Genomic DNA, 24,259 nt, shown 5'->3' with positions numbered 1-24,259 from the left:
AATTAGAACGTGTTCTCGTCTAGGGAATGCCGTTCAAAACCTTCCAGACGTACGCCGAGGGCAGCCCGCCGACGACCGAGATCGATCCGCTCCGGGCCGTGCGCGCACAGCGCGACGGCTTCGTCGTAGGCCTCGGCCGCGGCACGGTGCCGGCCCAGCCGCTCCAGCAGCTGGGCGCGAACCGCGGGCAGCCGGTGCCCCGGGAGAGCCACCGACTCCAGGGCCGCGAGCCCGGCCGCGGCCCCGTCGGCCTCGGCGACCGCGACGGCCCGGTTGAGGCGTACGACCGGGGTGTCCCGCAGGGCGAGCAGCTCGTCATAGCGCGCCACGATGCGATCCCAGGCGGTCGCCTCGGTGCTGGGCGCGACCGCGTGCTCGGCGGCGATCAGGGCCTGGAGCAGGTAGGGCGCGGGTGGTGCGTGGGTGAGCGGGGTGAGGATTGCGAGCGCCTCGGCGATCTCATCGCGGTGCCAGTCGGAGCGATCCTGGTCGGGGAGCAGCACGAGGCCGCCGTCCGACCCGATGCGGGCGTCCCGGCGGGAGTGCTGCAGCAGCATCAGGGCGAGCAGGGCCTCGACCTCCGGGTCCGGTGCCGGCAGCACGGTCCGCAGCACGCGGACCAGCCGGATGGCCTCGCCGGCGAGGTCGCTGCGTACGACGTCGGGGCCGGTGCCGGGGGCATAGCCCGCCGTGAACGCGAGATAGGCGACCTCGGCGACGATCCCGACCCGTTCATGCAGGTCAGCGAGGCCCGCCGGCACCTCGAACGAGGCTCCGGCGAGCCGCTTCCGCGCCCGGGTCAGCCGCGCCGCCATCGTCGTCTTCGACTGCAGGAAGAGTCGCCCGATGTCCTCGGTGGGGACTCCGAGGACCAGGCGGAGGGTGAGAGCGGCGGCGGCCTCACGAGACAGCCTCGGGTGGGCGCAGAGCAGCACCAGGCGCAGCCGCTCGTCGGTGATCGACTGACCGCCGGCCTCCGTCGCCACCGTGGCCACCACCTGCTGCGCCTCCTGGGTCAGTGCTGCATCGACCACCAGCAGCGGCATCTTGCGGGCCAGCACCTCCTCCGAGCGCATCCGGTCCACGATCCGCCGACGAGCCGTCGTGAGCAACCAGGCCGGCCCGTTGTCCGGCTCACCGTCGACGGGCCAGTGCCGAGCTGCCGCTTCGAAGGCGTCGGCCAGCCCTTCCTCGGCCAGGTCGAGACGCCGGAACTGCGCGACGAGCAGCGCCAGCAACCGGCCCCACTCCTCGCGCAGCAGCGTCTCGACGTACGTCATCCGTCGACGGTGGCCCGGACCTCGACCATGTCGGTCGGTGCCGCCTTCGCGAGCTCCAGCGCCGTCTCCAGGTCGGGCAGGTCGACCAGGACGAGTCCGCTGATCTGCTCGACGCTCTCGGCGTACGGCCCCTCGGTGACCGTCTCGTCGCGGACGGTGAACGCCTCTGTCGTCGGCGCCAGGCCTTCGTGGGCGATGATCGTGCCTCGCTCGCGCACGGCCGCGACCCAGCGCTGGTAGGTCTCGAACCACTCGTCCTTCTGAGCCTGCGGCAACTCCGACCAGTCCGCGCCGGTGCTCGCCTCACCGAAGAAGAGGACGAACCTCATCACATCTCCTCGGGTTCGACGACCTCGCGGACCTCGATCGCCGTGTCGCGGTCGGCGAGCACCTTGCAGCACTCGAGCATGTCGTCGAGGTCGTCGGTCTCGACCATGTAGAAGCCGGTGACCTGCTCGACGGTCTCGGCGAACGGACCGTCGGTGACGGACACCTCCTCGCCCACCCGGCGCAGCGTCGTGGCCCTGCTGGAGTGGTGCAGCTCGGCACCCCCGGTGATCTCGTGGCCGCGCTCGGCGAGCAGCGCGGCGAACTTGCCGTGCACCTCGTAACCGACCGCTCGCTCCTCCGGTGTCGCCTCCGCCCAGGAGGCCTCGTCGGCAGGCAGCAGCACCATGTATCTGGTCATCGTCGTCCCCTTCGTCCGCTCGGAATGAGTCTGTCACCGGGGATGACGCGTGGGACAGGCACACATCGACACCGCAGAGGACGGAAGATGTATGGCATCCGTTCAACTGACCCCGGAAGGCTCCGCGTGTGAGCGAGCGTCAGCGAGTGAATCATCCAGGCTTCACGCGATCACGTCCGTACCATGGCGCTTGCGCAACGGAGGTGGTCGCGTGACCGATCCATTGCTGCGTGGCGATCTTGCGCCTGAGCCCCGGACGCTCGTCGACATCTTCCGGGCCACCGCCGCCCAGGTGCCCGACGAGCCGGCCGTCGACGCGGGCAACGGCCTGCTGACGTACGCCGAGCTCGAGGAGGCCGCCGAGGGGCTGGCCGCAGAGCTCAACGCCGCCGGGGTCGGACCGGGGGACAAGGTCGGGCTGAGGATCGCGAGCGGGACGACCGACCTGTACGTCGCGATCCTCGGCATCCTCTGCGCCGGCGCCGCCTATGTGCCGGTCGACGCCGACGACCCCGAGGAGCGGGCCCGGCTGGTCTTCGGGGAGGCGCAGGTCGCCGCGGTCGTGACCGACGACCTACGGATCACGCTGATGGTCGAGGTGGATCCGGTGGTCGATCCTGTCGAGACCCGCGAGCCGGAGGATCCGTCGACCGACGACGACGCCTGGGTGATCTTCACGTCGGGTTCGACGGGTACGCCCAAGGGGGTCGCCGTCACCCACCGCAACGCCGCGGCTTTCGTCGATGCCGAGTCGCGCCTCTTCCTCCAGGACGCCCCGATCGGCGTCGGTGACCGGGTGATGGCGGGGCTCTCGGTCGCCTTCGACGCGAGCTGCGAGGAGATCTGGCTGGCGTGGCGCTACGGTGCCTGCCTGGTCCCGGCGCCGCGGGCGCTGGTGCGCTCCGGGGTCGACGTCGGGCCGTGGCTGGTCGCCAACCAGATCACCATCGTCTCGACGGTGCCCACGCTGGTCGCCCTCTGGCCGCCGTCGTCGCTCGACCGCGTCCGGCTGCTGATCACCGGCGGGGAGGCGATCCCGCCGGAGCTCGCGGCCCGCCTGGTCACGCCCGACCGGGAGGTGTGGAACACCTACGGCCCGACCGAGGCCACGGTCGTGGCGTGCGGCGCACAGCTGACCGCCGAAGGGCCCGTACGCATCGGCCTCCCGCTCGACGGCTGGGACCTGGCTGTCGTCGATCCGGCCACCGGCATCCCGGTCCCCGAGGGTGAGACCGGCGAGCTGATCATCGGCGGCGTCGGCCTGGCGCGCTACCTGGACGCGGCCAAGGACGCCGAGAAGTACGCCCCGATGCCCACCCTCGGCTGGTCGCGGGCCTACCGCTCCGGCGATCTGGTCGTGAACGACCCGGCCGGGCTGCTCTTCGGCGGCCGTGCGGACGACCAGATCAAGCTCGGCGGCCGGCGGATCGAGCTCGGCGAGATCGACAGCGCCCTGCTGCAGCTCGACGGTGTCGTCGGGGCTGCGGCCGCGGTGCGGAAGAGCGCGGCCGGCAACAGCCTGCTGGTCGGCTATGTCACCGTCGACGAGACCTTCGACCAAGCCAGGTCCGTCGCCCGGCTGCGCGCCGACATGCCCGCGGCCCTGGTGCCGCGGCTGGCGGTGGTCGACAGCCTCCCGACCCGCACCAGCGGGAAGGTGGACCGCGACGCGCTGCCGTGGCCGCTGGCCTCCGCCGGGACGGGGGAGGGGCTCAGCGACACCGAGGCCTGGCTGGCCGGGCTGTGGAACGACGTCCTGGGTGCCGAGATCACCGGCCCGAGCGCCGACTTCTTCGACCTCGGCGGCGGCAGCCTCACCGCTGCCCAGATCGTGAGCCTGATCCGGGAGCGTTTCCCGGACGTCGCGCTCGGCGACGTCTACGACCGGCCGAAGCTCGGTGCGTTGGCCGCGTACGTCGACGAGCTCGGCAGCTCGGCCGCGGTCTCCGAGCGGGAGGTGCCGGCGGTTCGTCTCAAGACCCAGGTCGCGCAGGTGATCGCGACGATCCTGCTGCGCTGCCTGGCGGCGCCCCGCTGGCTGACCTGGATCGCGCTGGGGACGACCCTCGCCCAGCCCTGGGCGCCCTGGCTGCCAACGCTTCGCTGGTGGGTCCTCGTGCCCGCAGTCCTCGCCTTCCTGACCCCGCCGGGCCGGATGCTGCTCGCGGCCGGGGTCGCCCGGCTTATCCTGCACGGGATCTCTCCGGGGGAGCACCCGCGCGGTGGCAAGGTCCACCTCCGGCTCTGGCTGGCGACGCATGCCGTCGACGAGCTCGGCGCGCACGGGCTCGCGGGGGCGCCGTGGATGCTCTGGTACGCCCGGCTGCTCGGCGTGCGGATGGGCAAGAACGTCGACCTGCACAGCCTGCCGCCGGTCACCGGCATGCTCACCCTCGGCAAGGGTTGCTCGATCGAGCAGGAGGTCGACCTCTCCGGCCACTGGATCGAGGGCGACGTGCTCCATCTGGGCGAGGTGTCGGTGGGCGATCGCGCCCGGGTCGGGGCACGGTCGACGCTGCTGCCGGGTGCCCGGGTCGGCGACGACGCCGAGGTCGGACCCGGGTCCGCGGTCTTCGGCACGGTGCCGGCGGGCGAGTTCTGGTCGGGCTCGCCGGCGGTCCGGGCCGCCCGGGAGGCGCGCGGGCCGTGGCAGCCGCCGCAGGCACGGGCCCAGGTCTGGATGGTGCTCTACGGCATCGCGTCGGCCGTGCTCGCGCTGCTCCCCGCGGTCGCCATCGGTGTCGGGATGCTCGTCGGGGTCGCCCTCGCCGGCGTGCCCGCCTCCTCTGCCGATGTCGGGCTGCTGCTCGCCTGGAGCCCGGTCGCGGTCGCGGCCGGCTTCGTGGCGCTGGCCGCACTGATCTGGGTGGTGGTGCGGCTCGCCGGACTGGCGATCCGCCCCGGCGTACATCCCGTACGCAGCCTGGCCGGCGTCGCGGTCTGGTCGACGATGCAGGTGCTCGACGAGGCGCGCACCTGGCTCTTCCCGCTCTACTCCTCGACGCTGACGCCGTGGTGGCTGCGGGCGCTGGGGGCGAAGATCGGGCGTCATGTCGAGGCGTCGACCGTGCTGATGATCCCCGGCCTGACCCAGGTCAACGACCAGAGCTTCCTGGCCGACGACACCCTGATCGGCGGCTACGAGCTCGGCGGCGGCTGGCTGCGGGTCGAGCGGGTCAAGATCGGCAAACGGGCCTTCGTCGGCAACTCCGGGATGGCTGCCCCCGGCCGCAAGGTGCCGAAGGCGTCGCTGGTCGCGGTGCTCAGCGCGGCCCCTCGCCGCAAGCGTGCCCGGAAGGGGAAGAGCTGGCTCGGTTCGCCGCCGGCGCCGCTGCGGCGCGCCGCCGGTGAGGCCGACTCGGGGCGTACCTATGATCCGCCGGTCCGGCTCAGGGTCTTCCGGGCGCTCGTCGAGCTGGCCCGGCTGGTGCCGCAGACGCTCGCGGTGCTGCTGTATGCGGGCGCTGCCTATGCGCTCGTCAGGATCTGGGCGGCCACCGATCTGCTCGTCGCGGGTCTCGCGGCTGGGCCGGTGCTGGCGGCGGCCGGGGCGGTCGCGGCCGGCCTCACCGTGGCGGCGAAGTGGCTGCTGGTGGGCAGGATCCGGGCGGGGTCGCACCCGCTGTGGAGCTGGTTCGTGTGGGCCAACGAGCTGGCCGACACCTTCGTCGAGGTGCTCGCGGCGCCGTGGTTCACGGGTGCGGTGTCCGGCACTCCGGTGCTCAACCTCTGGTTCCGTGCGCTCGGCGCCAGGATCGGTCGCGGCGTGTGGATCGAGACCCACTGGCTCCCCGAGACCGACCTGGTCGATCTGGGCGACGGTGCCACGGTCAACGCCGGGACGGTCGTCCAGACCCATCTCTTCCACGACCGTGTCCTGGCTCTCGACGAGGTGGTCCTGCGGCGCGGAGCCACCCTGGGGCCCAACTCGGTGATCCTGCCCGCGGCGACGATCGGCCGGCATGCGGTCGTCGGGCCGGCCTCGCTGGTGATGCGCGGAGAGAGCCTTCCGGACAAGACGCTGTGGATCGGCAATCCGATCGGTCCCTGGGACCAGGACGGCCTAGCATGACCGCCGTGCCGAAACCCCCCACCGCCGATCCCTATCTCTCGGGTCACGGGGATCCGTCGTGGAGTGCGACCCACTACGACCTCGACCTCACCTACGACCTGGTCGGCAACCGGCTTGCGGGGACGGCGACGATCCGCGCGGTCGCCGACGCCGACATCGACCGGGTCGTCCTCGACCTCGCCCACCTGCGGGTGCAGAAGGTGACGATCGACGGACGTCCACCGGCCAGATGGGGTCACCGTGACCACCGGCTGGTGCTGAACCTCCGCTCGCGGATCGCGGTCGGCGAGGAGTTCGTGATCTCGGTCCGCTACGCGGGCAAGCCGCGGCCGCTGGTGGCGCCGCACCACGGCGACGCCGGCTGGGAGGAGCTGGAGGACGGTGTCATCGTCGCAGGTCAGCCCCATGGTGCGCCGACCTGGTTCCCCTGCAACGACCGCCCCTCGGACAAGGCCCGCTATACGATCGGCGTGACCACCGCGCCCGGCTACACGGTCGTCGCCAACGGCGAGCTGACCTCCCACGTACGCCGCGGCAGTGCGGAGACCTGGCGCTACTTGCAGGGCGAGCCGATGGCGACCTACTTGGCCACGGTGCAGATCGGCCGCTACCGGGTCGCCGACATCCCGGTGAGCGAAGGACCGGGTGGGCGGGTGCCGATCCGGGCTGCGTACCCGGTCGACGCCACCGCCGGGTTCGAGGCCTCCTTCGGTCGGCAGCGGGAGATGATGGCCTACTTCACCTCGGTCTTCGGGCCCTACCCCTTCGCCTCCTACTCCGTCGTGGTCACCGACGACGAGCTCGAGATCCCGCTCGAGTCGCAGTCGCTGTCGACCTTCGGGCGCAACCACCTCACCGGGGAGTGGGCGGAGGTACGCCTCGTGGCCCACGAGCTCGCCCACCAGTGGTTCGGCAACGCGGTGACCCTGCGCGAGTGGCGCGACATCTGGCTGCACGAGGGTTTCGCCTGCTACAGCGAGTGGCTCTGGTCGGAGGCCTCCGGAGGTCGTGCGTGCGGAGAGCACGCCCGTCATCACCACCGCCGGCTGGCCGGGCTGCCGCAGGACCTGGTGCTGGCCGACCCGGGTCCCGAGGACATGTTCGACGACCGCGTCTACAAGCGCGGAGCGCTCACCCTGCACGCGCTGCGGCGTACGGTCGGGGACGAGGCGTTCTTCCGGATCCTGCGTACCTGGGTGTCCCGGCACAGCGGCGGCTCGGCCACCACCGCCGACTTCGAGGCGCTCGTGGCCGAGGTCTGCGGCCGCGACCTGACCTCGCCCTTCGACGCGTGGCTGCGGCGGACGGCGCTGCCGGAGTTGCCTGCCTGAACAGCCGGTTATCCTCGACGACGTGCTCGAGCTGACCTTCCGTGATGCGACCCTGTCCGACGTCGATGTCCTGGTCCCGCTGATCGAGTCGGCCTACCGCGGCGACGCCTCCCGGGCAGGCTGGACCACCGAGGCCGACCTGCTCGCCGGCCAGCGCACCGACCCCGAGGGCGTGGGAGAGGTGATCACCGCTCCGGGCTCCCGGCTCCTGGTCGCCGAGTCCGCCGAACGGCCGGGCGAGATCGTCGCCTGCTGCCAGCTGCAGAAGCGCGAGACGTACGTCTACTTCGGGATGTTCTCGGTCTCGCCGGTGCTGCAGGGCGGCGGGGTCGGCAAGGCCGTGATGGCTGAGGCCGAGCGGATCGCACGGGCGTGGGGAGCGGACGAGATCCGGATGACGGTGATCCGCCAGCGCGAGGACCTGATCGCGTTCTACGAGAGGCGAGGGTTCCGGCGCACCGGACGCTTCGAGCCGTTCCCCTACGGCGACGAGCGCTTCGGTCTGCCGCTGCGCGACGACCTCGAGTTCGCCGAGCTCGCGAAATCTCTCTGACCCTGGCCCCTGCGACCAAGCCCTGGGGAGCTGCGGCTTTCATGTCCTCTCAGGATCCCGAGCGATCCTGAATCGCGTGACCACGACCTCAGCCGATCCTGTCCGGGTGCTGCTCGTCGACGACGAGCCGGACGTGCGCACGAGCCTGAAGGGCGGGCTCGCCTTCGAGGGGTACGCCGTGACCACCGCCGCGGACGGGGGCGAGGCGCTCGGGCGTCTCTCCGAGGACGTACCCGACCTGATGATCCTCGACATCGGGCTGCCTCACATCGACGGCCTGGAGGTGTGCCGGCGGGTGCGCTCGCGGCACCTCGACGTACCGATCCTCCTGCTCACCGCCCGCGACGGCACCGAGGAGCGGGTCACCGGGCTCGACGCGGGCGCCGACGACTACCTGGTCAAGCCGTTCGCCCTCGAGGAGCTGCTCGCCAGGATGCGAGCGCTGCTGCGCCGTCGGGCCGGGGTCGGGAGCGGGCGGCTCCGCTTCGCCGGCATCGTCGCCGAACCCGCCCTGCGTGAGGTGACCGTGGACGAGCGCCGCGTGGACCTGACCCGCACCGAGTACGACCTGCTCGAGCTCTTCCTGCAGAACCCGCGTCGCGTGCTCTCCCGCGACACCATCCTCCGCGAGGTCTGGGGGCTGGACTTCGACTCCGGCTCCAACACGCTCGACGTCTTCGTCGGGTGCCTGCGCCGCAAGACCGAGTCGGGCGGCGGGCCGCGCCTGATCCACAACGTACGCGGTGTCGGCTACGTCTTGAAGGAGCCGTCGTGAGGCGTTGGCCGATCCGGGCCCGGATCGCGCTGCTGTCGGCCGTGGTGGTGGCCCTGGCGATCGTGCTGGCCAGCGTCTTCGCGTGGACTGCGACTCGGGCCACCCTGCTGCGCCAGATCGACAGCTCGCTCGGGGACCGGCTGGTGATCCGTGGCGCGATCGACGAGGACGGGAAGCGGGTCACGGCGTTCAGCGAGGGCCTGACCGAGCGGATGTGCGAGGACCCACCGGTGCTGCCGCCGGAGCTGGCCGCGCAGGACGCGCCGGTGCCGAAGGTGCAGCTGCTCAGGGCTGACGGATCGGTCTGCCTGCTGGGGGAGCAGGAGCGGCTGGTCGAGCCCGACGCCGAGGAGCGGGCGGTCGCGGAGTCCGGTCACGGCGAGGTCGTCCGCGACACCACCACCGACGAGGGCACCCGGGTCAGGGTGCTGACCAAGGCGGTCGAGCCGGGGCTGGCCGCCCAGTCGGTGCGCTCGCTGGAGGAGGTCGATGCGACCCTGCGCAGCCTGGCCGGGCTGCTCGGTCTGGCCAGCCTGCTCGGGGTGCTGTTGGCGGCGTTCGCCGGCATGCTGCTGGCCCGCTTTCTGGTGGGCCCGATCGAGCGGCTGACGGCGGCCGCCGAGTACGTCGCCGCGACCGACGACCTCGACGTACCGCTCGACGTCGAGCACGCCGAGGGTTCCCGCGACGAGGTGTCCAGGCTGAGCGTCGCGTTCCACGCGATGATGACCCGGCTGGCCGGGTCCCGGCGGCGCCAGCAGCAGCTGGTGGCCGACGCCGGTCACGAGCTGCGTACGCCGGTGACGAGCCTGCGCACCAACGTGGAGTGGCTGATGCGGCTCGACGACAGCGGTCGGCCGCTGCCTCCCGAGCAGAGACGCAGGGTGGCGCAGGCGGTGCTGGGCCAGGTCGAGGAGCTGGCCGACCTGGTCACCGAGCTGAGCCACATGGCCCGGGGCAACGGCGACACCGACGTCGCGCCCGGTCCGGTCCAGGTCGACGAGGTCGTGCTGCGAGCCGTCGAGCGTGCCCAGCGCCGTGACCCGGCGCGCCGTTTCGACCTCGACCTCGAGCCGCACCGGATCACCGGCGACCCGGCGGCCCTGGAGCGGGCGGTGGTCAACCTTCTCGACAACGCGCTGAAGTTCTCCGACGGGCCGGTCTCGGTCGTGGTTCGCGACGAGGAGCTGTACGCCGCCGATCGCGGCCCCGGCCTCTCCGACGCCGAGGCAGCGCTGGCCTTCGAACGCTTCTGGCGCGCCGAGACGGACCGCGAGCTGCCCGGTTCGGGCCTGGGGCTGGCGATCGTCGCCGAGGTCTCCGCGCGCCACGGCGGCACGCCGTTCTTCCGTGCCCGCGAGGGCGGCGGGAGCGAGGTCGGCATCCGGTTCTCCGAGCGTCGCTGACCTCTCCGAGTCTCTTCACGGACCTCTCAGGTTGCCCAGCGAAGACTCACAAAGCGGGCTCCTAGCGTCGGCGTCACCCGAAGGACGGACGAGACGACCAGGAGGACCAGATGCGACGGACGACCGTGGCGATCGGTGCCGCGTTGTTGGCGATCACGCTGGCTGCGTGCGGCGGCGGCGCCGACGACGGTGGCGTGGCCACCCTCAGCGACCAGGAGGCCGACAGCTCGGCGAGCCCCTCGGCCGACGCCGAGGACGTCGAGCAGCAGTGGCTCGACTTCGCGGCCTGTATGCGCGAGAACGGCGTGGACATGCCCGACCCGGAGTTCACCGAGGACGGCGGCGTGCGGATCCAGGGGCAGGGCGGCAAAGGCGGGATGCCCGACCCCGAGGTCCGTGACAAGGCGATGAAGGCATGTGAGGACAAGCGCCCCGAGGGCGGTATCGGAGGTCAGCGCGACCCCGAGCAGGTCCAGGAGATGCAGGACCGGGTGCTCGAGTTCGCGGCCTGCATGCGGGAGAACGGCGTGGACGTGCCCGACCCGGACTTCAGCGGTGGCGGCGTGATGATGCGGATGCCCGAGGGCATCGATCCCGAGGACCCGAAGGTGCAGGCTGCCCAGAAGAAGTGTGCCGAGGAGTCGGGCATGGACGAGATGCGGAAGGGCGGTCCCCAGTGAGCGCCGTCGCACCCCGTCGCCGGGGCCGGACCGTGCTGGCCGGCACCGCCGTGCTGCTGCTGGTCGCCGGGCTCGGCGTGGCCGGCTTCGCGGGCTACACCCGCTTCCTCAGCCCGGCCGAAGGCGCCGCGGAGGAGGCGCCGTCGGGGAGCACCGCGACCGTCGAGCGGCGCACCCTCGCCGACACCGAGCAGGTCAGCGGCACCCTGGAGTACGACGACTCCTTCGACGTCGTCAGCTCCGCCCAGGGCACGCTCACCGAGCTGCCCGAGGAGGGCAGCGTGCTGAAACAGGGCGACGTGGCGTACCGGGTGGACGACGTGCCGGTCATCCTGCTCACCGGCTCCACCCCGATGTGGCGCCCGCTCGACCTGGGCTCCGAGGACGCCAAGGACGTACGCCTCCTGGAGCGCAACCTGAAGGAGATGGGCTACGACCCCGGCACCGTCGACCAGGACTTCACCGAGTCGACGCAGTCGGCCCTCTACGACTTCCAGTCCGACCACGGCCTGGAGGAGACCGGTACGGCCGACCCGGCCGACTTCGTGATCACCCCGGGGAAGATCCGGATCGGGGCGCACCAGGCGACGCTCGGCCAGCAGGTCGGGCCGGGTGGCGGCGCCGGGCTCTACCAGGCCGCCAGCACCGACCAGGTCGTCGCGGTCGGTCTCGACCCCGACTCCGAGGCACTCGCCAAGGTCGGCGCCACGGCGACGGTGACCCTGCCCAGCGGCAAGGAGGCGAAGGCGAAGATCACCTCGGTCGGCGCCCTGGAGCAGTCGACGGGCAACGAGGGCGAGACGACCTCGGTCATCCCGATCACCCTCACCCTCGATGATCCGAAGCTCGCCGAGGGGATGAGCCTGGCCACCGTGTCGGTCGACCTGACCAGCGAGACGAAGAAGAACGTCCTCACGGTGCCGGTGACGGCCCTGGTCGCTCTGGCCGAGGGCGGGTTCGGTGTCCAGCTGGTCACCGGCGACACCGAGACGCTCACCGGCGTCGAGGTCGGGCTCTACGCCGACGGCTACGTCGAGATCACCGCGGGACTGGCCGAGGGCGACACCGTGGCGGTGCCCGATGAGTGAGCGCACCAGCGTCCTGGAGATGCGGGACGTACGCAAGAGCTACGGTGACCTGGAGGTCCTCCATGGTGTGAACCTGCAGGTCGCCGCCGGGGAGCAGGTCGCCATCGTCGGCCCCTCGGGCTCGGGGAAGTCGACCCTGCTGCACATCGTCGGCACCCTGGAGCGACCCACGAGCGGAGCGGTGGTGATCGACGGGTACGACACCACCGAGCTGTCCGAGGACGAGCTGGCCGGGCTGCGCTCGCACCGTGTCGGCTTCGTCTTCCAGAGCTTCCACCTCATCGACGGTCTGTCCGCGACCGAGAACGTCGCCCAGGGCCTCCTCTACAGCGGCGTACGCCGCCCCGAGCGCATCCGCCGGGCCCGCGAGGTCCTGGAGCGGGTGGGCCTCGGCCATCGGCTCGACCACGACCCGCGGATCCTCTCCGGTGGTGAGCGACAGCGGGTGGCGGTCGCGCGGGCGCTGCTCAACCGGCCGGCCATCGTCTTCGCCGACGAGCCCACCGGCAACCTGGACAGCCACTCCGGCGAGGAGGTGCTCAACCTCTTCGACGAGCTGCACCGCGACGGCACCACGATCGTGGTGATCACCCACGAGCACGAGGTCGCCGCCCGGATGGCCCGTCAGGTCGAGATCCGGGACGGCCTGATCACGCACGACTCCCAGGTGGTGGCGGCATGAGCCGCTGGCGTACGCGGGTGGAACCGTCCCGGGTCTCGATCGCCGACCAGGCCCGCGCCGGAGGAAGGGCGCTGCGAGCGCGCAAGCTGCGCAGCCTGCTCTCCGCCTTCGGCATCGCGATCGGCGTGGCGACCGTCGTGGCCGTGCTCGGCATCTCCCGCTCCTCCCAGGCAGACCTGCTGGAGCAGCTGGACTCGCTGGGGACCAACCTGCTGGAGGCCAAGGCAGGGGAGGGGTTCGGGATGGGCGGTGACACCGCGATGCCCCGGACCGCGGCCACCCAGGCGCGCAACATCGAGCCCGTGGAGGACGTCGCCCAGGTCACCGACCTGTCGGCCGTTCCGCTGCGCAGCTCGTTGGCCGACCCCTACCGCACCAACGGACTCTCGGCGAAGGCCGCCACCCCGGGCACTCTCGACACCCTGGCGGGCGAGATGGCCACAGGCCGGTTCCTCGATGCGGCGGTCGACGACTTCCCGGTCGTGGTGCTGGGATCGGTCGCCGCGGAGCGTCTCGGGATCACCTCGGTCGGCAGCGGCGTCTCGGTCTGGATGGATGGGCGGGCCTGGCAGGTCGTCGGCATCATGGAGCCGCTGCCGCTCTCCCCGGACCTGGACCGGGCGGCCCTCGTCGGCTACGACGCCGCGGAGGCCTATCTCGACGACGAGCTGGACCCTTCGCTGCTCTACGTGCGCACGGTCCCGGACGCGGTGGACGCGGTCAGCGGCGTACTCGCTGCCCAGGTCAATCCCGAGGCGCCCGAGAACGTCGACGTCTCGCGTCCCTCCGACGTGATCGCCGCCAAGGCGGCGGCCGAGGACGCCTTCACCTCGCTCTTCCTGGGCCTGGGCGCGGTCGCGCTGCTGGTCGGCGCGGTCGGCACCGCCAACGTGATGGTGATGTCGGTGCTCGAACGGCGCCGCGAGATAGGTCTGCGCCGGGCACTGGGGGCCACCGGACGCCACATCCGTACGCAGTTCCTGGTCGAGGCGGTGCTGCTCTCGCTGGCCGGCGGGGTGCTGGGGGTGATGGCCGGGGCCGTGGTCACCTTCGGATACGCCCGGTGGAAGGCGATCACCTTCGCGATGCCACCGGAGTCGGTGGGGTACGGCCTGGTCGCGGCGCTCCTCATCGGCATCCTGGCGGGCGTCTACCCGGCCGCGAGAGCCGCGCGGCTCTCGCCGACCGAGGCGTTGCGAGCGGCATGACCGACACCCGTCGTCGCTTGCACTCGCAGGGGTCGAGTGCTAAACATGAGGCTGGCACTCTTACCATGAGAGTGACAACAACCGGACCGGTGACGTTGAGGCGTCGCGAGCGGCAGGGAAGGGTTCTGCCGGGAGTGGCGTCGTCCGTCGCGGGCAACCCATCGGACCGGATCCAACGAACTTCCCAAGTGAAGGATCGCAGGAGCAATGCCGAAGCTCATCGCTTTCAACGAGGAGGCCCGTCGGGGTCTGGAGAAGGGTCTCAACACCCTCGCCGACGCCGTCAAGGTCACCCTCGGTCCCAAGGGCCGCAACGTCGTTCTCGAGAAGAAGTGGGGTGCCCCCACGATCACCAACGATGGTGTTTCCATCGCCAAGGAGATCGAGCTCGAGGACCCCTACGAGAAGATCGGTGCCGAGCTGGTCAAGGAGGTCGCGAAGAAGACCGACGACGTCGCCGGTGACGGCACGACGACCGCGACCGTTCTCGCCCAGGCGCTGGTCCGCGAGGGCCTGCGCAACGTCGCCGCGGGTGCCAACCCGGCCGGCCTGAAGCGCGGCATCGAGGCGGCCGTCGACGCCGTCTCCGAGCAGCTGCTCGCGCAGGCCAAGGACATCGAGACCAAGGAGCAGATCGCTGCTACCGCCTCGATCTCCGCTGCTGACACCACCGTCGGCGAGATCATCGCCGAGGCGATGGACAAGGTCGGCAAGGAAGGCGTCATCACCGTCGAGGAGTCGAACACCTTCGGGCTCGACCTCGAGCTGACCGAGGGTATGCGCTTCGACAAGGGCTACATCTCGGCCTACTTCGTGACCGACCCGGAGCGTATGGAGACCGTCCTCGACGACCCGTACATCCTGATCGTCAACTCGAAGATCTCCAGCGTCAAGGACCTGATCCCGGTCCTGGAGAAGGTCATGCAGACCGGCAAGCCGCTGGTCATCCTGGCCGAGGACGTCGACGGCGAGGCTCTGTCCACGCTGGTCGTCAACAAGATCAAGGGCACCTTCAAGTCCGTCGCCGTCAAGGCTCCGGGCTTCGGTGACCGCCGCAAGGCCATGCTGCAGGACATCGCCATCCTCACCGGTGGCCAGGTCATCTCCGAGGAGGTCGGCCTCTCCCTGGAGACCGCCGGCATCGAGCTGCTCGGCCAGGCCCGCAAGGTCGTCATCACCAAGGACGAGACCACCATCGTCGAGGGTTCGGGCGACCAGGGTCAGATCGAGGGCCGGGTCAACCAGATCCGCGCCGAGATCGAGAAGTCGGACTCCGACTACGACCGCGAGAAGCTGCAGGAGCGCCTCGCCAAGCTGGCCGGCGGCGTGGCCGTCATCAAGGTCGGCGCGGCCACCGAGGTCGAGCTCAAGGAGCGCAAGCACCGCATCGAGGACGCCGTCCGCAACGCGAAGGCTGCGGTCGAGGAGGGCATCCTCGCCGGCGGTGGCGTCGCGCTGATCCAGGCCGCCACCACCGCGTTCGAGAAGCTCGAGCTCGAGGGCGACGAGGCCACCGGTGCCTCGATCGTCAAGGCCGCCATCTCGGCGCCGCTGAAGCAGATCGCCGTCAACGCCGGCCTCGAGGGCGGCGTCGTGGCGGAGAAGGTCGCCGGCCTCCCGCAGGGCCACGGCCTCAACGCCGCCACGGGCGAGTACGTCGACCTGCTCCAGGCCGGCATCATCGACCCGGCCAAGGTGACCCGCTCGGCGCTGCAGAACGCCGCGTCGATCGCCGCGCTGTTCCTCACCACCGAGGCCGTCGTGGCCGACAAGCCGGAGAAGGCCGCCGCTGGTGGCGACCCGACCGGTGGCATGGGTGACATGGGCGGCATGGGCTTCTGAGTCCGTCTCGCTAGCTCCACCAAGCAGCAGGGCCCCTCCGTCGGGAGGGGCCCTGCTTGCGTTTTCGGCGGGGGATCTTCGTCAAGGTATGCAGGGAAAGTACCGCTTCCCTGGCGGAGTTCCTCAGGGGAGGCGACCCTTCGGCTGCATACCTTGATGAACGAACACCCCCCCGGCCCCAGGGCCACCCGGCTACGCTCGACGGCATGGGCCCGAAGGCGGCGTCGGCGCTGGTGATATCGGCCGTGCTTCTCGCCGGATGCGGCGGTGAGCCGGCCGCCGCGCCGCCGTCGCGGACAGCGGAGCCCTCGGCTTCGGCCTCGTCGGCCGCACCCTCCCCGAGTCCGTCGGAGACGCTGCCGGCGGTGACCGACAAAGGCTCCCTGCCGCAGCTGATGCGCGAGGAGTTCCCGGGCGGCGAGGTGAAGGTGCTGCGGGAGTCGGGGAGCACGGATGCCTACCGGCGCTTCGAGGTCAGCTACCCGAGCGGGCGGCTGACGATCACCGGCGTGCTCTTCCGGCCGCGGGGCGCCGGGCCGTTCCCGGGTGTCGTCTTCGCGCACGGGCACATCGACACCGACATCTACGTCACCGGACAAGGCCTCAGACGGGAGCAGGACCGGCTGGCGCGGGAGGGCTATGTCGTCCTGCACACCGACTACCGGGGGCATGCCGGTTCGTCTCCCATCCCCGAGGGCACCGAGGAGGACGAGAGCCGCCTCGGCTACACCCGCGACACGATCAATGCCGTCCAGGCGATGAAGCGACTTCCGTACGTCGACCCCGACCGCACCGCGCTGCTGGGCCGGTCCATGGGCGGTGCGGTGGTGATGAACGCGCTCGTGGCCCGGCCGGACCTGGTGCGGGCCGGGGTGACGTACGCGTCGGTCTCCTCGGACATCGTCGACAACATCAACCGGTGGGCGGTGCCGTCGCGGCCGGAGGAGGTGGCCCGGCTCTATCGGCAGCACGGTGATCCCGAGACGGAGCCCGAGTTCTGGGAGGGGCTGTCGGCGAGGACGTACTTCGACCGCATCGAGGTCCCGCTCCAGATGCACCATGGGACGAACGACGAGTCCTGCCCGATCAGATGGGCCTACACGACGCGGGACCTGCTCGAGACCGCCGGCGTACGACAACGGTTGTGGGTCTACCAGGGAGAGCAGCACGCCTTCGGGCCGCAGTGGGACCTCTCGATCCGGCGGGTGGTCGACTTCCTGGACCGTCATCTGGGATGACCTGACCGGCGTCGAGAAAGATGGGACAAGAGGTCCATCCAGGTGGGGACTTTCGACACTGTCTCGACAACAGCTCGGTAACGCAGCATGGGTGCTCCACACAGTGGCCGACTGCGGGGAAGCGTCTGGATCTGGGGGGCTTGAAGCCCAAGGAAGTGTCCGGGTGAAGTTCTGCAGCGGCGGGCGGGGTCAGGGCTCTACGAGGCCAGGCCCCGCCTGCGTGTGTCTGTCCGGCTGAGTCACCAGGGTCCCCGGACGGCACCCAGCGATGAGGCATGATGTTGGCATGAGCGAGCGCAAGCGAGCGGCCACAAGCCTCGGGACGCCGCGTCCGTACTCTCGGCCTTGTCCCACGGAGGCGGCGGCATGAGCTTGGACGCCGGAACTAACGCCGGGACGCAGCGGCCACGGTCACCGTGGCGCTGGGTGGCGGCTGTCGGTGCCGCCGCGGTCGTGCTCGTGGCCGTCGTCGCCTCCTTCGGGCTTCTCGGCTCCGACGACTCCGCCGAGGACCCCGAGGCCGCGCCGCCGTCGCCGACCGCCACGGTCACCGAGACGGCGTCCCCGCCGGCCTCCACACCGGCCGGGGGCGGGGCCGGTGCGACCGAGCTGACCGTCGTCGCCGATGCTGCTCGCTGCATCCCGCCGACCTCCAAGTGGCTCTCCCAGAACGCCGCGCTGGCTTTCGAGGGCACCGCGGAGAGTGTGGACGAGGGCGAGGCCGTGCTGCGGGTGAAGACCTGGATGTACGCCGACGGATTCGGCGGCACCGACACCGTCCGGGTGGTCCTGCCGGCGCCGAGCACGATCCCGATGCCCGAGTTCGAGAAGGGCAAGACCTATCTGGTCGCGGCCAAGGGCGATGCCAAGGTGATCGGCTGCGGCTACAGCGACGCCAAGACCCCGAAGCTGCAGAAGCTCTACACCGACGCGTTCAAGTGACCGTGATCGCCGGCCTGCTCCTGGCCGCAGGCGCCGGGCGGCGGATGGGCATGCCCAAGGCTCTCGTCGACGACTGGCTGGTCCGGTCGATCGGCGTGCTGGCTGACGGCGGCTGCGACGAGGTGCTGGTCGTGCTCGGGGCAGCGGCCGACGAGGCTCGGGACCGGCTGCCGGCCGGGCAGCAGGTCGTCGTCGCCGAGGACTGGGACGCCGGGATGGGAGCCTCGCTGCGGGCCGGCCTGCAGGCGCTCGGCACCGACGTCGATGCCGCCGTGGTCCATCTGGTCGATCTCCCGGATGTCGGGGCCGATGTGGTGCGCCGCGTGGTCATCTCGACACGCTCGACACACCGCTCGACGGGCCCGACCACCGGTCAGAGCTGGCTGGCCCGTGCTGCGTACGACGGGGTGCCAGGGCACCCGGTGCTGATCGGCCGCGACCACTGGGAGGGGGTCGTCGAGGCGGCCGTCGGCGACCACGGTGCTCGGGGCTATCTGAAGACCCATGACGTCCACGTGGTCGAGTGCGGTGACCTCGCCGGCGGCCGTGACGTCGACAGCCGCTGAAGCGAGCCCTCGTTCATACCCTCGTTGGAGGTTGTCCAACCCTCTGCCAACGCTTCGCGTTCTACGCTCAGGTCATGGACCTGACGCCCCGGGAGATCGCCGACCGTCTGGCGGCGACCGGATACCTGGCCGATCCGGAGCTGGCGACAGTCACCTTCCTCGGGCTGCGGATGCAGCGGCCGCTGCTGCTCGAGGGCGAGCCGGGGACCGGGAAGACCGCGCTCGCGGAGGCGGTCGCCGAGGCGCTCGACCTGCCGCTCGTACGACTGCAGTGCTACGAGGGCATCGACGCCACCCAGGCGCTCTACGACTGGGACTTCGCCCGCCAGATCCTGCACCTGCGAGCCCTGGAGGCGGCCGGTGGTGCGGGCGAGGTGGAGGAGGCCGAGAAGTCCCTCTACGACGAGCGGTTCCTGCTCGCCCGCCCGGTGCTGGCCGCGCTGCGCCAGGCTCCGTCGGTGCTGCTCGTCGACGAGATCGACCGGGCCGACGACGAGTTCGAGGCGTTCCTGCTGGAGGTGCTGTCGACCTACCGGGTGACGATCCCGGAGTTCGGGACGGTCGCTGCCACGGTCCCGCCGATCGTCGTGCTCACCTCCAACCGCACCCGCGAGCTCCACGACGCCCTCAAGCGCCGCTGCCTCTACCACTGGATCGACCACCCGGGGCTGGACCGCGAGATCGAGATCGTACGCAGCCGAGCCCCCGAGGTGGCCGACGAGCTCGCCCGCCAGGTGGTCACGGTGGTCCAGCAGCTGCGCTCGGCCGAGGGCGGCGCGACCGCGCTGCTCAAGCCCCCGGGTGTCGCCGAGACCCTCGACTGGGCACGCGCCCTGCACCACCTCGGCACGACCGAGATGAACCTGGAGAGTGCCGCCGCCACGCTCGGCGCGCTCGTCAAGCACCGCGAGGACGCCGACCGCGTCCGGGCGGCCCTGGATCGGCTGCTGGCGTGACGGAGACCTTCCTCGCCTTCACCCGAGCCCTCCGGGCGGCCGGGGTGCCGGTGACCCAGGATCGCGCCCACGGCTTCCTGCAAGCAACCGCGATCGTCGGCGCCGGTGACCCGGTCGGGACCTATGCCGCCGGGCGGGCGACGCTGTGCGCCGGCCCCGACGATCTGCGCCGCTACGACCAGGTCTTCGAGGCCTGGTTCGGGACGGCGGCGACGCTGCCGATGCCGCAGGGGCCGCCGCCCACGGCCTCGGTCACCTCGACGCTCCCGGAGACCGAGCCGCAGGACGGCGACGGCACGGGGGAGGGGGAAGGCGACGTCATCAGGGCGCAGGCCAGCGAGCTGGAGACCCTGCGGCACCGCGACGTCGCCGACCTCGACCCGGCCGAGCAGGAGCGCGTGGCGGCCCTGATCGCCCGGCTCCGTCCGCGGGCACCGCGACGGAGGACGCCACGGCAGGACCCCTGGCGGCGAGGACGGGTGGACGCCCACCGCACTCTGCGGGCCAGCCTGCGACACCTCGGCGAGCCCGCCGGGATCCACTACCGCAGACGGGGCGAGCGGCCGCGCCGCGTCGTGTGGCTGATCGACGTGTCCGGGTCGATGAGCTCCTACGCCGACGTGCTGCTACGGGTCGCCCATCGGGTGGGCTCGACGGGGCGGGCGAACGGGGTGTTCACGATGGGCACCCGGCTCACCGACATCACCCGTGCGATGCGCCACCGCGACCCCGACCGTGCGCTCGTCGCGGCCGGGGAGACGGTGCCCGACTGGTCGGGCGGGACTCGCCTCGGCGACGACCTGCAGGCGTTCCTGCGACGACACCTCGGTCTCGCCCGGGGAGCAGTGGTGGTCATTGCGAGCGACGGCTGGGAGCGCGGCGACACCGCGCTCCTCGAGGAGCAGACGGCGAGGCTGCACCGCCTCGCCCATCGGGTGGTGTGGGTCAACCCACACCGTGGCAAGGTTGGATATGAGCCGCTGCAGCGAGGCATCGTCGCGGTGCTGCCGCACGTGGACGACTTCGTCGCCGGGCATTCGCTGGCGACGTACGAGGATCTGGTGGAGGTGATCGCGCGTGCGTGACGTACTCGACGATCTGATGAAGTGGTGGGACGCCGGCGAGACCGTGGCGGTGGCCACGGTGGTGGCGACGTTCCAGTCGGCGCCCCGGCCGCCGGGGGCCTCGATGCTCGTCGGCCCCGACGAGACCGCGGTCGGCTCGGTCTCCGGCGGCTGCGTCGAGGGTGCCGTCTACGAGGTCGCTCGCGAGGTCGCTCAGACCGGCACCCCCGAGCTCCACCGCTACGGCGTCTCCGACGACGACGCCTTCTCGGTCGGGCTGACCTGCGGAGGCATCCTCGACGTCTTCGTGGAGAAGGTGTCGAAAGAGACCTTCCCGGAGCTCGGCGAGCTCGCCGAGGACGTACGCAGCGGGAGTCCGGTCGCTCTCGCGACCGTCATCGAGCACCCCGATCCCGAGGTGCTCGGGCGCCGCGTCCTGATCCGTCCCGAAGGGGTCAAGGGCTCCCTGGGGAGCGCACGGATGGACGACGCCGTCCACGACGACGCGCTCGGGCTCCTGGCCCACGGCACCAACCAGACGCTCTCCTACGGCATCGACGGCGAGCGCCGTGGCGAGGGGATGCGGGTCTTCGTCTGGTCCTTCGCCCCCAAGCCGCGGATGCTCGTCTTCGGCGCGATCGACTTCGCCGCCGCGGTGGCCAGGGTCGGCGCATTCCTCGGCTATCACGTCACCGTCTGCGACGCCCGCCCGGTCTTCGCCACCAACTCGCGCTTCCCCGAGGCCGACGAGGTCGTCGTCGACTGGCCCCACCGCTTCCTGACCCAGGAGGTGGAGGCGGGCCGCATCGACCAGCGCACCGTCATCGCCGTGCTCACCCACGACCCGAAGTTCGACGTACCTCTCCTCGAGGTCGCCCTTCGCCTCCCCGACATCGCCTACGTCGGCGCGATGGGCTCCCGTCGCACCCACGACGACCGCCTCGCCCGGCTCCGCGAAGCGGGCCTCAGCGACGAGGAGATCGCCCGCCTGAGCAGCCCGATCGGCCTCGACCTCGGCGCCCGTACGCCGGAGGAGACCGCCATCTCGATCGCCGCCGAGATCGTCGCCGGCCGCTGGGGCGGCTCCGGCGAGCGCCTCGCCACCACCACCGGACGGATCCACGAAGAGCGCTGAAGGACACAGCAGACACTCAGTTCGTCAACGGTCGAGAAACGACCGCCTTTGCTACGGTCGAGAGCGTGAAGAGAACATGGCAGCTCGGCAATGTCATCGCCCTCCTCTTTGCTCTGGTGGCCAACGTCCTCACCGGTGCTCAGATTCTCGATCTGCCGGCGATCGGCGACATCTCGGACGCGTACGCCACCTATCTGACGCCGGCCGGCTATGCGTTCTCCATCTGGACGCTCATCTACCTGCTGCTGATCGTCTTCGCGGTCTACCAGGCACGGGATCTTCGTGATCCGCGCGACGACAACGACGTCCCGCAGCGGCTCGGGCCGCTCTTCATCGTCGCCAGCATCTGCAACGGGCTGTGGACCTATGTCTTCGTGAAGGAATGGATCGGCTTCTCCGTCGTCGTCCTGCTGACGCTCACCGCATCCCTCTACGCCGCGCTGTGGCGCCTCGGGGTCGGCACGACCCGGCCATCGACCAAGGACTTCCTCATGGTCTGGCTGCCGCTGATGCTCTACACCGGGTGGGTGACCGCGGCGAGCATCGTCAACATCGCGACCTACCTCGACTCGCAGAGTGTGACCGTCGGCCCGCTGGCCACGATCATCGTGATCGCGGCGCTCACCGTCGCGCTGCTGGCCCTTCTGCTCAGGCGCAACCTGCGAGAGCTGCTGATCTCCTGCGCCTGGGCGCTGGTCGCGATCGGCCTGCGCCAGCTCCAGCTGTCGCAGAGCACTCCGGTGGCGATCGTGGCGCTGGTCTGCGCCGGGGTCCTGATCCTCGCGATCCTCGTCCACGTGATCGCTCGCGGACTGTCCTACGACACCCCGCATCGAAGCGCTTCGTCCTGATCCTCAGCCCTCCCAGACCAGGTAAGAGCTCTACAGCTCCTTCTCGTAGTAGAGCGCCCGCGCCCCGGAGCCACGGCCCTCGTGGTTGTCGAAGCCGAACTTCTCGTACAGCGCGCGGGCGGAGGTGTCGTCCTCGCTCGTCCCCAGGTCCATGTACGTCGCTCCGCGAGCCTTCGCCTCGTCGATGATCGCCTGCAGCAGGATCGTGCCGAGTCCCTGCCCACGGCGGGAGGGGACGACGTACAGCTCGGCGAGGTAGGCCTCGAGCTCGTCGGCGGTCGTCTGCAGGCGGAACCGGGTGATGCCGTGACCGAAGGCCTCGCCGGTGGTGGGGTCACCGATCAGCATCACCGTGGTGTCGCAGCCCTCGACCAGCCGGCCCAGGTGGAGGGCGAGCTCCTCGGCGGGCGGGGCGGGGTAGTCGTACTCGGTGTTGAAGGAGACCTGCAGCGTGGCGGCGGTCTCGAAGTCGGCCGTGGTCGTGGCCGTGCGCGTCTCCATGCACCTACTGTGGCACCGCTGAGCAGGTACCGCCGAGGGGATCGTGAGGCACGTCACAGGGTGCTACCTTGGCAGGACCCAGCCTCAGGGCCGAGCTCCAAAGGGGGAGTGATGGTTCGTAGCGATCTGCAGGAGCGTCGCATCAGCGCGGCGCGGGCGTGGACCGCCTTCGTGGAGAGCGGCGACGCCGCCGAGGACTTCGTCCGGCCCGAGATCCTGTCGAGCTGGACGCGCTCGGCGACGGCGATCAAGCCGGACGTACGCGAGGCGCCGCTGGCGGACGAGGACGAGACCCGGGAGATGTGGCGGGGATCGCCGCTCCAGGTGGCCGTCGAGCGGGTCGAGGAGGAGCTGCGGTGCACGGCCGACGACGGTGACCTGGTCATCGCGGTGACCGACCCGGACACCCGGGTGCTGTGGACCTACGGCGGCCGGGTGATGCGCCACAAGGCCGAGTCGGTCAACTTCGTGCCGGGCGGGCGCTGGGACGACCAGAGCGCCGGCACCAACGCGCTCGACCTCGCCAACCGGACCAACGCGCCGGCCATGGTCTTCGGCCCCGAGCACTACGCCGAGGCCGTGCACAACTGGGTCTGCTGGGCGGCGCCGCTCCACGACCCCGTCACCGGCAAGCACCTCGGCGTCATCGACCTCTCCACGACCTGGGACCGCACCCACCCGATCGGGATGGCCACGGCACGGGTGATGGCGCGCCTGATCGAGAGCGCGCTCCCGAAGATCCCGACGCCGCGGGAGGACGAGGCCATCGCCGAGCCCGGTCTGGTGCTGACCCTCCTCGGCACCGCGGAGACCTGGCTCGACGGGCAGCGGCTGCTGCTCAATCGTCGCCAGACCGAGATCCTGGCGCTGCTCGCGCTCCATCCGGAGGGCCTCTCGCTGGAACGGCTGCATGCGATGGTCTACGGCGACCAGGCGGTCACCTTCTCCACGCTCAAGGCGGAGGTCTCCCACCTGCGCCACGCGCTCGGCGGCCAGGTGGCCTCACGGCCCTACCGCCTGCTGATGCCGGTCGCGACCGACGTCGAGCAGGTCCTCACCCTGATCCGTCACGGCCGGGTGGCCACTGCCGTGGAGGCCTACGGCGGCGATCTCCTGCCCGGCACCAACAGCCCGGCTCTGAGCGAGATGGCCGAGTACGTCGCGGTCGCGCTGCGCGAGGCGCTGATCGCCGACCCGCAGCCCGACGCGGTGCTGCGCTACAGCGAGCTGGCGCCGTACGACACCGAGATCGTCGACGTCTGTCTGCGCCGCCTCGGCGGAAGCGCCCACCCGGCGTTGCCGCTGCTCAGAGCGCGTTTGGCAGCCAGCCGCTGACCAAGAACGGGTACGCCGGACCCGCAGCCAACCGGCGCCCAACCCTGCGCGTCCTACTGTGAGCTG

The 24,259-nt window shown here is 71.1% G+C and carries 22 protein-coding genes; 18 read left to right on the top strand and 4 right to left on the bottom strand.

Features of this window, described 5'->3' with window-relative positions:
- Window positions 1-2: 2 nt before the first annotated feature.
- From WBG06_RS02410 to WBG06_RS02400, 3 genes are read right to left on the bottom strand one after another with little or no spacing between them, the layout of a single operon-like run.
- Window positions 3-1,280, bottom strand: a complete 1,278-nt coding sequence (locus WBG06_RS02410; RefSeq protein ID WP_336734780.1) for an RNA polymerase sigma factor — start codon at window positions 1,278-1,280, stop codon at window positions 3-5.
- Window positions 1,277-1,609, bottom strand: coding sequence for a YciI family protein (locus tag WBG06_RS02405; RefSeq protein WP_336734778.1), 333 nt, complete (start codon window positions 1,607-1,609; stop codon window positions 1,277-1,279). Before WBG06_RS02405 ends, WBG06_RS02410 begins: the two co-directional genes overlap by 4 nt.
- On the bottom strand, window positions 1,609-1,968 hold the full coding sequence (locus WBG06_RS02400) for a YciI family protein (protein ID WP_336734776.1): 360 nt from the start codon (window positions 1,966-1,968) through the stop codon (window positions 1,609-1,611). The genes WBG06_RS02405 and WBG06_RS02400 overlap by 1 nt, the downstream gene beginning before the upstream one ends.
- 211 nt (window positions 1,969-2,179) lie before the next feature.
- Here WBG06_RS02400 and WBG06_RS02395 point away from each other — a divergent pair, with 211 nt between their 5' ends.
- The 17 genes from WBG06_RS02395 to WBG06_RS02315 all read left to right on the top strand — a co-directional run bounded on the left by WBG06_RS02395 (window position 2,180) and on the right by WBG06_RS02315 (window position 22,357).
- Window positions 2,180-6,040, top strand: coding sequence for a Pls/PosA family non-ribosomal peptide synthetase (locus WBG06_RS02395; RefSeq protein ID WP_336734774.1), 3,861 nt, complete (start codon window positions 2,180-2,182; stop codon window positions 6,038-6,040).
- Complete coding sequence (locus WBG06_RS02390; protein ID WP_336734772.1) at window positions 6,037-7,371, top strand: M1 family metallopeptidase; 1,335 nt, start codon at window positions 6,037-6,039, stop codon at window positions 7,369-7,371. Before WBG06_RS02395 ends, WBG06_RS02390 begins: the two co-directional genes overlap by 4 nt.
- A 22-nt stretch (window positions 7,372-7,393) precedes the next feature.
- Window positions 7,394-7,924 (top strand): GNAT family N-acetyltransferase, encoded by a 531-nt coding sequence (locus WBG06_RS02385; RefSeq protein WP_336734770.1) that lies wholly within the window; start codon window positions 7,394-7,396, stop codon window positions 7,922-7,924.
- 76 nt (window positions 7,925-8,000) lie between these two features.
- Complete coding sequence (locus tag WBG06_RS02380) at window positions 8,001-8,699, top strand: response regulator transcription factor (protein WP_336734767.1); 699 nt, start codon at window positions 8,001-8,003, stop codon at window positions 8,697-8,699.
- Window positions 8,696-10,105 (top strand): sensor histidine kinase, encoded by a 1,410-nt coding sequence (locus WBG06_RS02375; RefSeq protein ID WP_336734765.1) that lies wholly within the window; start codon window positions 8,696-8,698, stop codon window positions 10,103-10,105. Before WBG06_RS02380 ends, WBG06_RS02375 begins: the two co-directional genes overlap by 4 nt.
- A gap of 110 nt (window positions 10,106-10,215) precedes the next feature.
- Window positions 10,216-10,785 carry a hypothetical protein gene (locus WBG06_RS02370; RefSeq protein ID WP_336734763.1) on the top strand — a complete coding sequence of 190 codons (570 nt, stop codon included), beginning with the start codon at window positions 10,216-10,218 and terminating at the stop codon, window positions 10,783-10,785.
- Window positions 10,782-11,873, top strand: a complete 1,092-nt coding sequence (locus WBG06_RS02365; RefSeq protein ID WP_336734760.1) for an efflux RND transporter periplasmic adaptor subunit — start codon at window positions 10,782-10,784, stop codon at window positions 11,871-11,873. The genes WBG06_RS02370 and WBG06_RS02365 overlap by 4 nt, the downstream gene beginning before the upstream one ends.
- Window positions 11,866-12,555, top strand: a complete 690-nt coding sequence (locus WBG06_RS02360) for an ABC transporter ATP-binding protein (protein WP_336734758.1) — start codon at window positions 11,866-11,868, stop codon at window positions 12,553-12,555. The genes WBG06_RS02365 and WBG06_RS02360 overlap by 8 nt, the downstream gene beginning before the upstream one ends.
- The gene (locus tag WBG06_RS02355) at window positions 12,552-13,763 is read left to right on the top strand and encodes an ABC transporter permease (protein WP_336734756.1); all 1,212 of its coding nucleotides are present in this window, start codon (window positions 12,552-12,554) and stop codon (window positions 13,761-13,763) included. Before WBG06_RS02360 ends, WBG06_RS02355 begins: the two co-directional genes overlap by 4 nt.
- Window positions 13,764-13,970: 207 nt before the next feature.
- A complete protein-coding gene (gene groL, locus WBG06_RS02350) occupies window positions 13,971-15,605 on the top strand; it encodes a chaperonin GroEL (RefSeq protein WP_336734754.1) in 1,635 nt (544 codons plus the stop codon).
- A 206-nt stretch (window positions 15,606-15,811) separates the two neighbouring features.
- On the top strand, window positions 15,812-16,843 hold the full coding sequence (locus WBG06_RS02345; protein ID WP_336734752.1) for an alpha/beta hydrolase family protein: 1,032 nt from the start codon (window positions 15,812-15,814) through the stop codon (window positions 16,841-16,843).
- 366 nt (window positions 16,844-17,209) lie between these two features.
- On the top strand, window positions 17,210-17,785 hold the full coding sequence (locus tag WBG06_RS02340) for a hypothetical protein (protein ID WP_336734750.1): 576 nt from the start codon (window positions 17,210-17,212) through the stop codon (window positions 17,783-17,785).
- Window positions 17,782-18,351 carry a nucleotidyltransferase family protein gene (locus WBG06_RS02335; RefSeq protein ID WP_336734748.1) on the top strand — a complete coding sequence of 190 codons (570 nt, stop codon included), beginning with the start codon at window positions 17,782-17,784 and terminating at the stop codon, window positions 18,349-18,351. The genes WBG06_RS02340 and WBG06_RS02335 overlap by 4 nt, the downstream gene beginning before the upstream one ends.
- Before the next feature lie 74 nt (window positions 18,352-18,425).
- Window positions 18,426-19,307, top strand: coding sequence for an AAA family ATPase (locus WBG06_RS02330; protein ID WP_336734747.1), 882 nt, complete (start codon window positions 18,426-18,428; stop codon window positions 19,305-19,307).
- Complete coding sequence (locus WBG06_RS02325) at window positions 19,304-20,392, top strand: vWA domain-containing protein (protein WP_336734745.1); 1,089 nt, start codon at window positions 19,304-19,306, stop codon at window positions 20,390-20,392. Before WBG06_RS02330 ends, WBG06_RS02325 begins: the two co-directional genes overlap by 4 nt.
- Window positions 20,385-21,506: an XdhC/CoxI family protein gene (locus tag WBG06_RS02320; RefSeq protein ID WP_336734743.1), complete on the top strand. Its 1,122-nt coding sequence runs from the start codon at window positions 20,385-20,387 to the stop codon at window positions 21,504-21,506. Before WBG06_RS02325 ends, WBG06_RS02320 begins: the two co-directional genes overlap by 8 nt.
- Window positions 21,507-21,571: 65 nt before the next feature.
- The gene (locus WBG06_RS02315) at window positions 21,572-22,357 is read left to right on the top strand and encodes a hypothetical protein (RefSeq protein WP_336734741.1); all 786 of its coding nucleotides are present in this window, start codon (window positions 21,572-21,574) and stop codon (window positions 22,355-22,357) included.
- A gap of 30 nt (window positions 22,358-22,387) precedes the next feature.
- Here WBG06_RS02315 and WBG06_RS02310 read toward each other — a convergent pair whose 3' ends face one another.
- Window positions 22,388-22,858: a GNAT family N-acetyltransferase gene (locus WBG06_RS02310; RefSeq protein WP_336734739.1), complete on the bottom strand. Its 471-nt coding sequence runs from the start codon at window positions 22,856-22,858 to the stop codon at window positions 22,388-22,390.
- Between the two features lie 111 nt (window positions 22,859-22,969).
- On the opposite strand from WBG06_RS02310, the gene WBG06_RS02305 reads away from it, so the two are divergent.
- The gene (locus WBG06_RS02305; protein WP_336734737.1) at window positions 22,970-24,193 is read left to right on the top strand and encodes a transcriptional regulator; all 1,224 of its coding nucleotides are present in this window, start codon (window positions 22,970-22,972) and stop codon (window positions 24,191-24,193) included.
- Window positions 24,194-24,259 lie beyond the last annotated feature (66 nt).

The sequence above is a fragment of the Nocardioides sp. CCNWLW239 genome (assembly GCF_037137035.1).
Lineage (GTDB): Bacteria > Actinomycetota > Actinomycetes > Propionibacteriales > Nocardioidaceae > Nocardioides.
Note: the sequence above shows the minus strand (reverse complement) of the source record. Positions and strands in the feature narration are given on the sequence as shown.

Bases quoted from the DNA above. Each gene is read 5' to 3' on its own strand.
- WBG06_RS02410 (WP_336734780.1), bottom strand. From the start codon at position 1,280: ATGACGTACGTCGAGACGCTGCTGCGCGAGGAGTGGGGCCGGTTGCTG.
- WBG06_RS02405 (WP_336734778.1), bottom strand. From the start codon at position 1,609: ATGAGGTTCGTCCTCTTCTTCGGTGAGGCGAGCACCGGCGCGGACTGG.
- WBG06_RS02400 (WP_336734776.1), bottom strand. From the start codon at position 1,968: ATGACCAGATACATGGTGCTGCTGCCTGCCGACGAGGCCTCCTGGGCG.
- WBG06_RS02390 (WP_336734772.1), top strand. From the start codon at position 6,037: ATGACCGCCGTGCCGAAACCCCCCACCGCCGATCCCTATCTCTCGGGT.
- WBG06_RS02370 (WP_336734763.1), top strand. From the start codon at position 10,216: ATGCGACGGACGACCGTGGCGATCGGTGCCGCGTTGTTGGCGATCACG.
- WBG06_RS02360 (WP_336734758.1), top strand. From the start codon at position 11,866: ATGAGTGAGCGCACCAGCGTCCTGGAGATGCGGGACGTACGCAAGAGC.
- WBG06_RS02355 (WP_336734756.1), top strand. From the start codon at position 12,552: ATGAGCCGCTGGCGTACGCGGGTGGAACCGTCCCGGGTCTCGATCGCC.
- groL (WP_336734754.1), top strand. From the start codon at position 13,971: ATGCCGAAGCTCATCGCTTTCAACGAGGAGGCCCGTCGGGGTCTGGAG.
- WBG06_RS02345 (WP_336734752.1), top strand. From the start codon at position 15,812: ATGGGCCCGAAGGCGGCGTCGGCGCTGGTGATATCGGCCGTGCTTCTC.
- WBG06_RS02340 (WP_336734750.1), top strand. From the start codon at position 17,210: ATGAGCTTGGACGCCGGAACTAACGCCGGGACGCAGCGGCCACGGTCA.
- WBG06_RS02330 (WP_336734747.1), top strand. From the start codon at position 18,426: ATGGACCTGACGCCCCGGGAGATCGCCGACCGTCTGGCGGCGACCGGA.
- WBG06_RS02310 (WP_336734739.1), bottom strand. From the start codon at position 22,858: ATGGAGACGCGCACGGCCACGACCACGGCCGACTTCGAGACCGCCGCC.
- WBG06_RS02305 (WP_336734737.1), top strand. From the start codon at position 22,970: ATGGTTCGTAGCGATCTGCAGGAGCGTCGCATCAGCGCGGCGCGGGCG.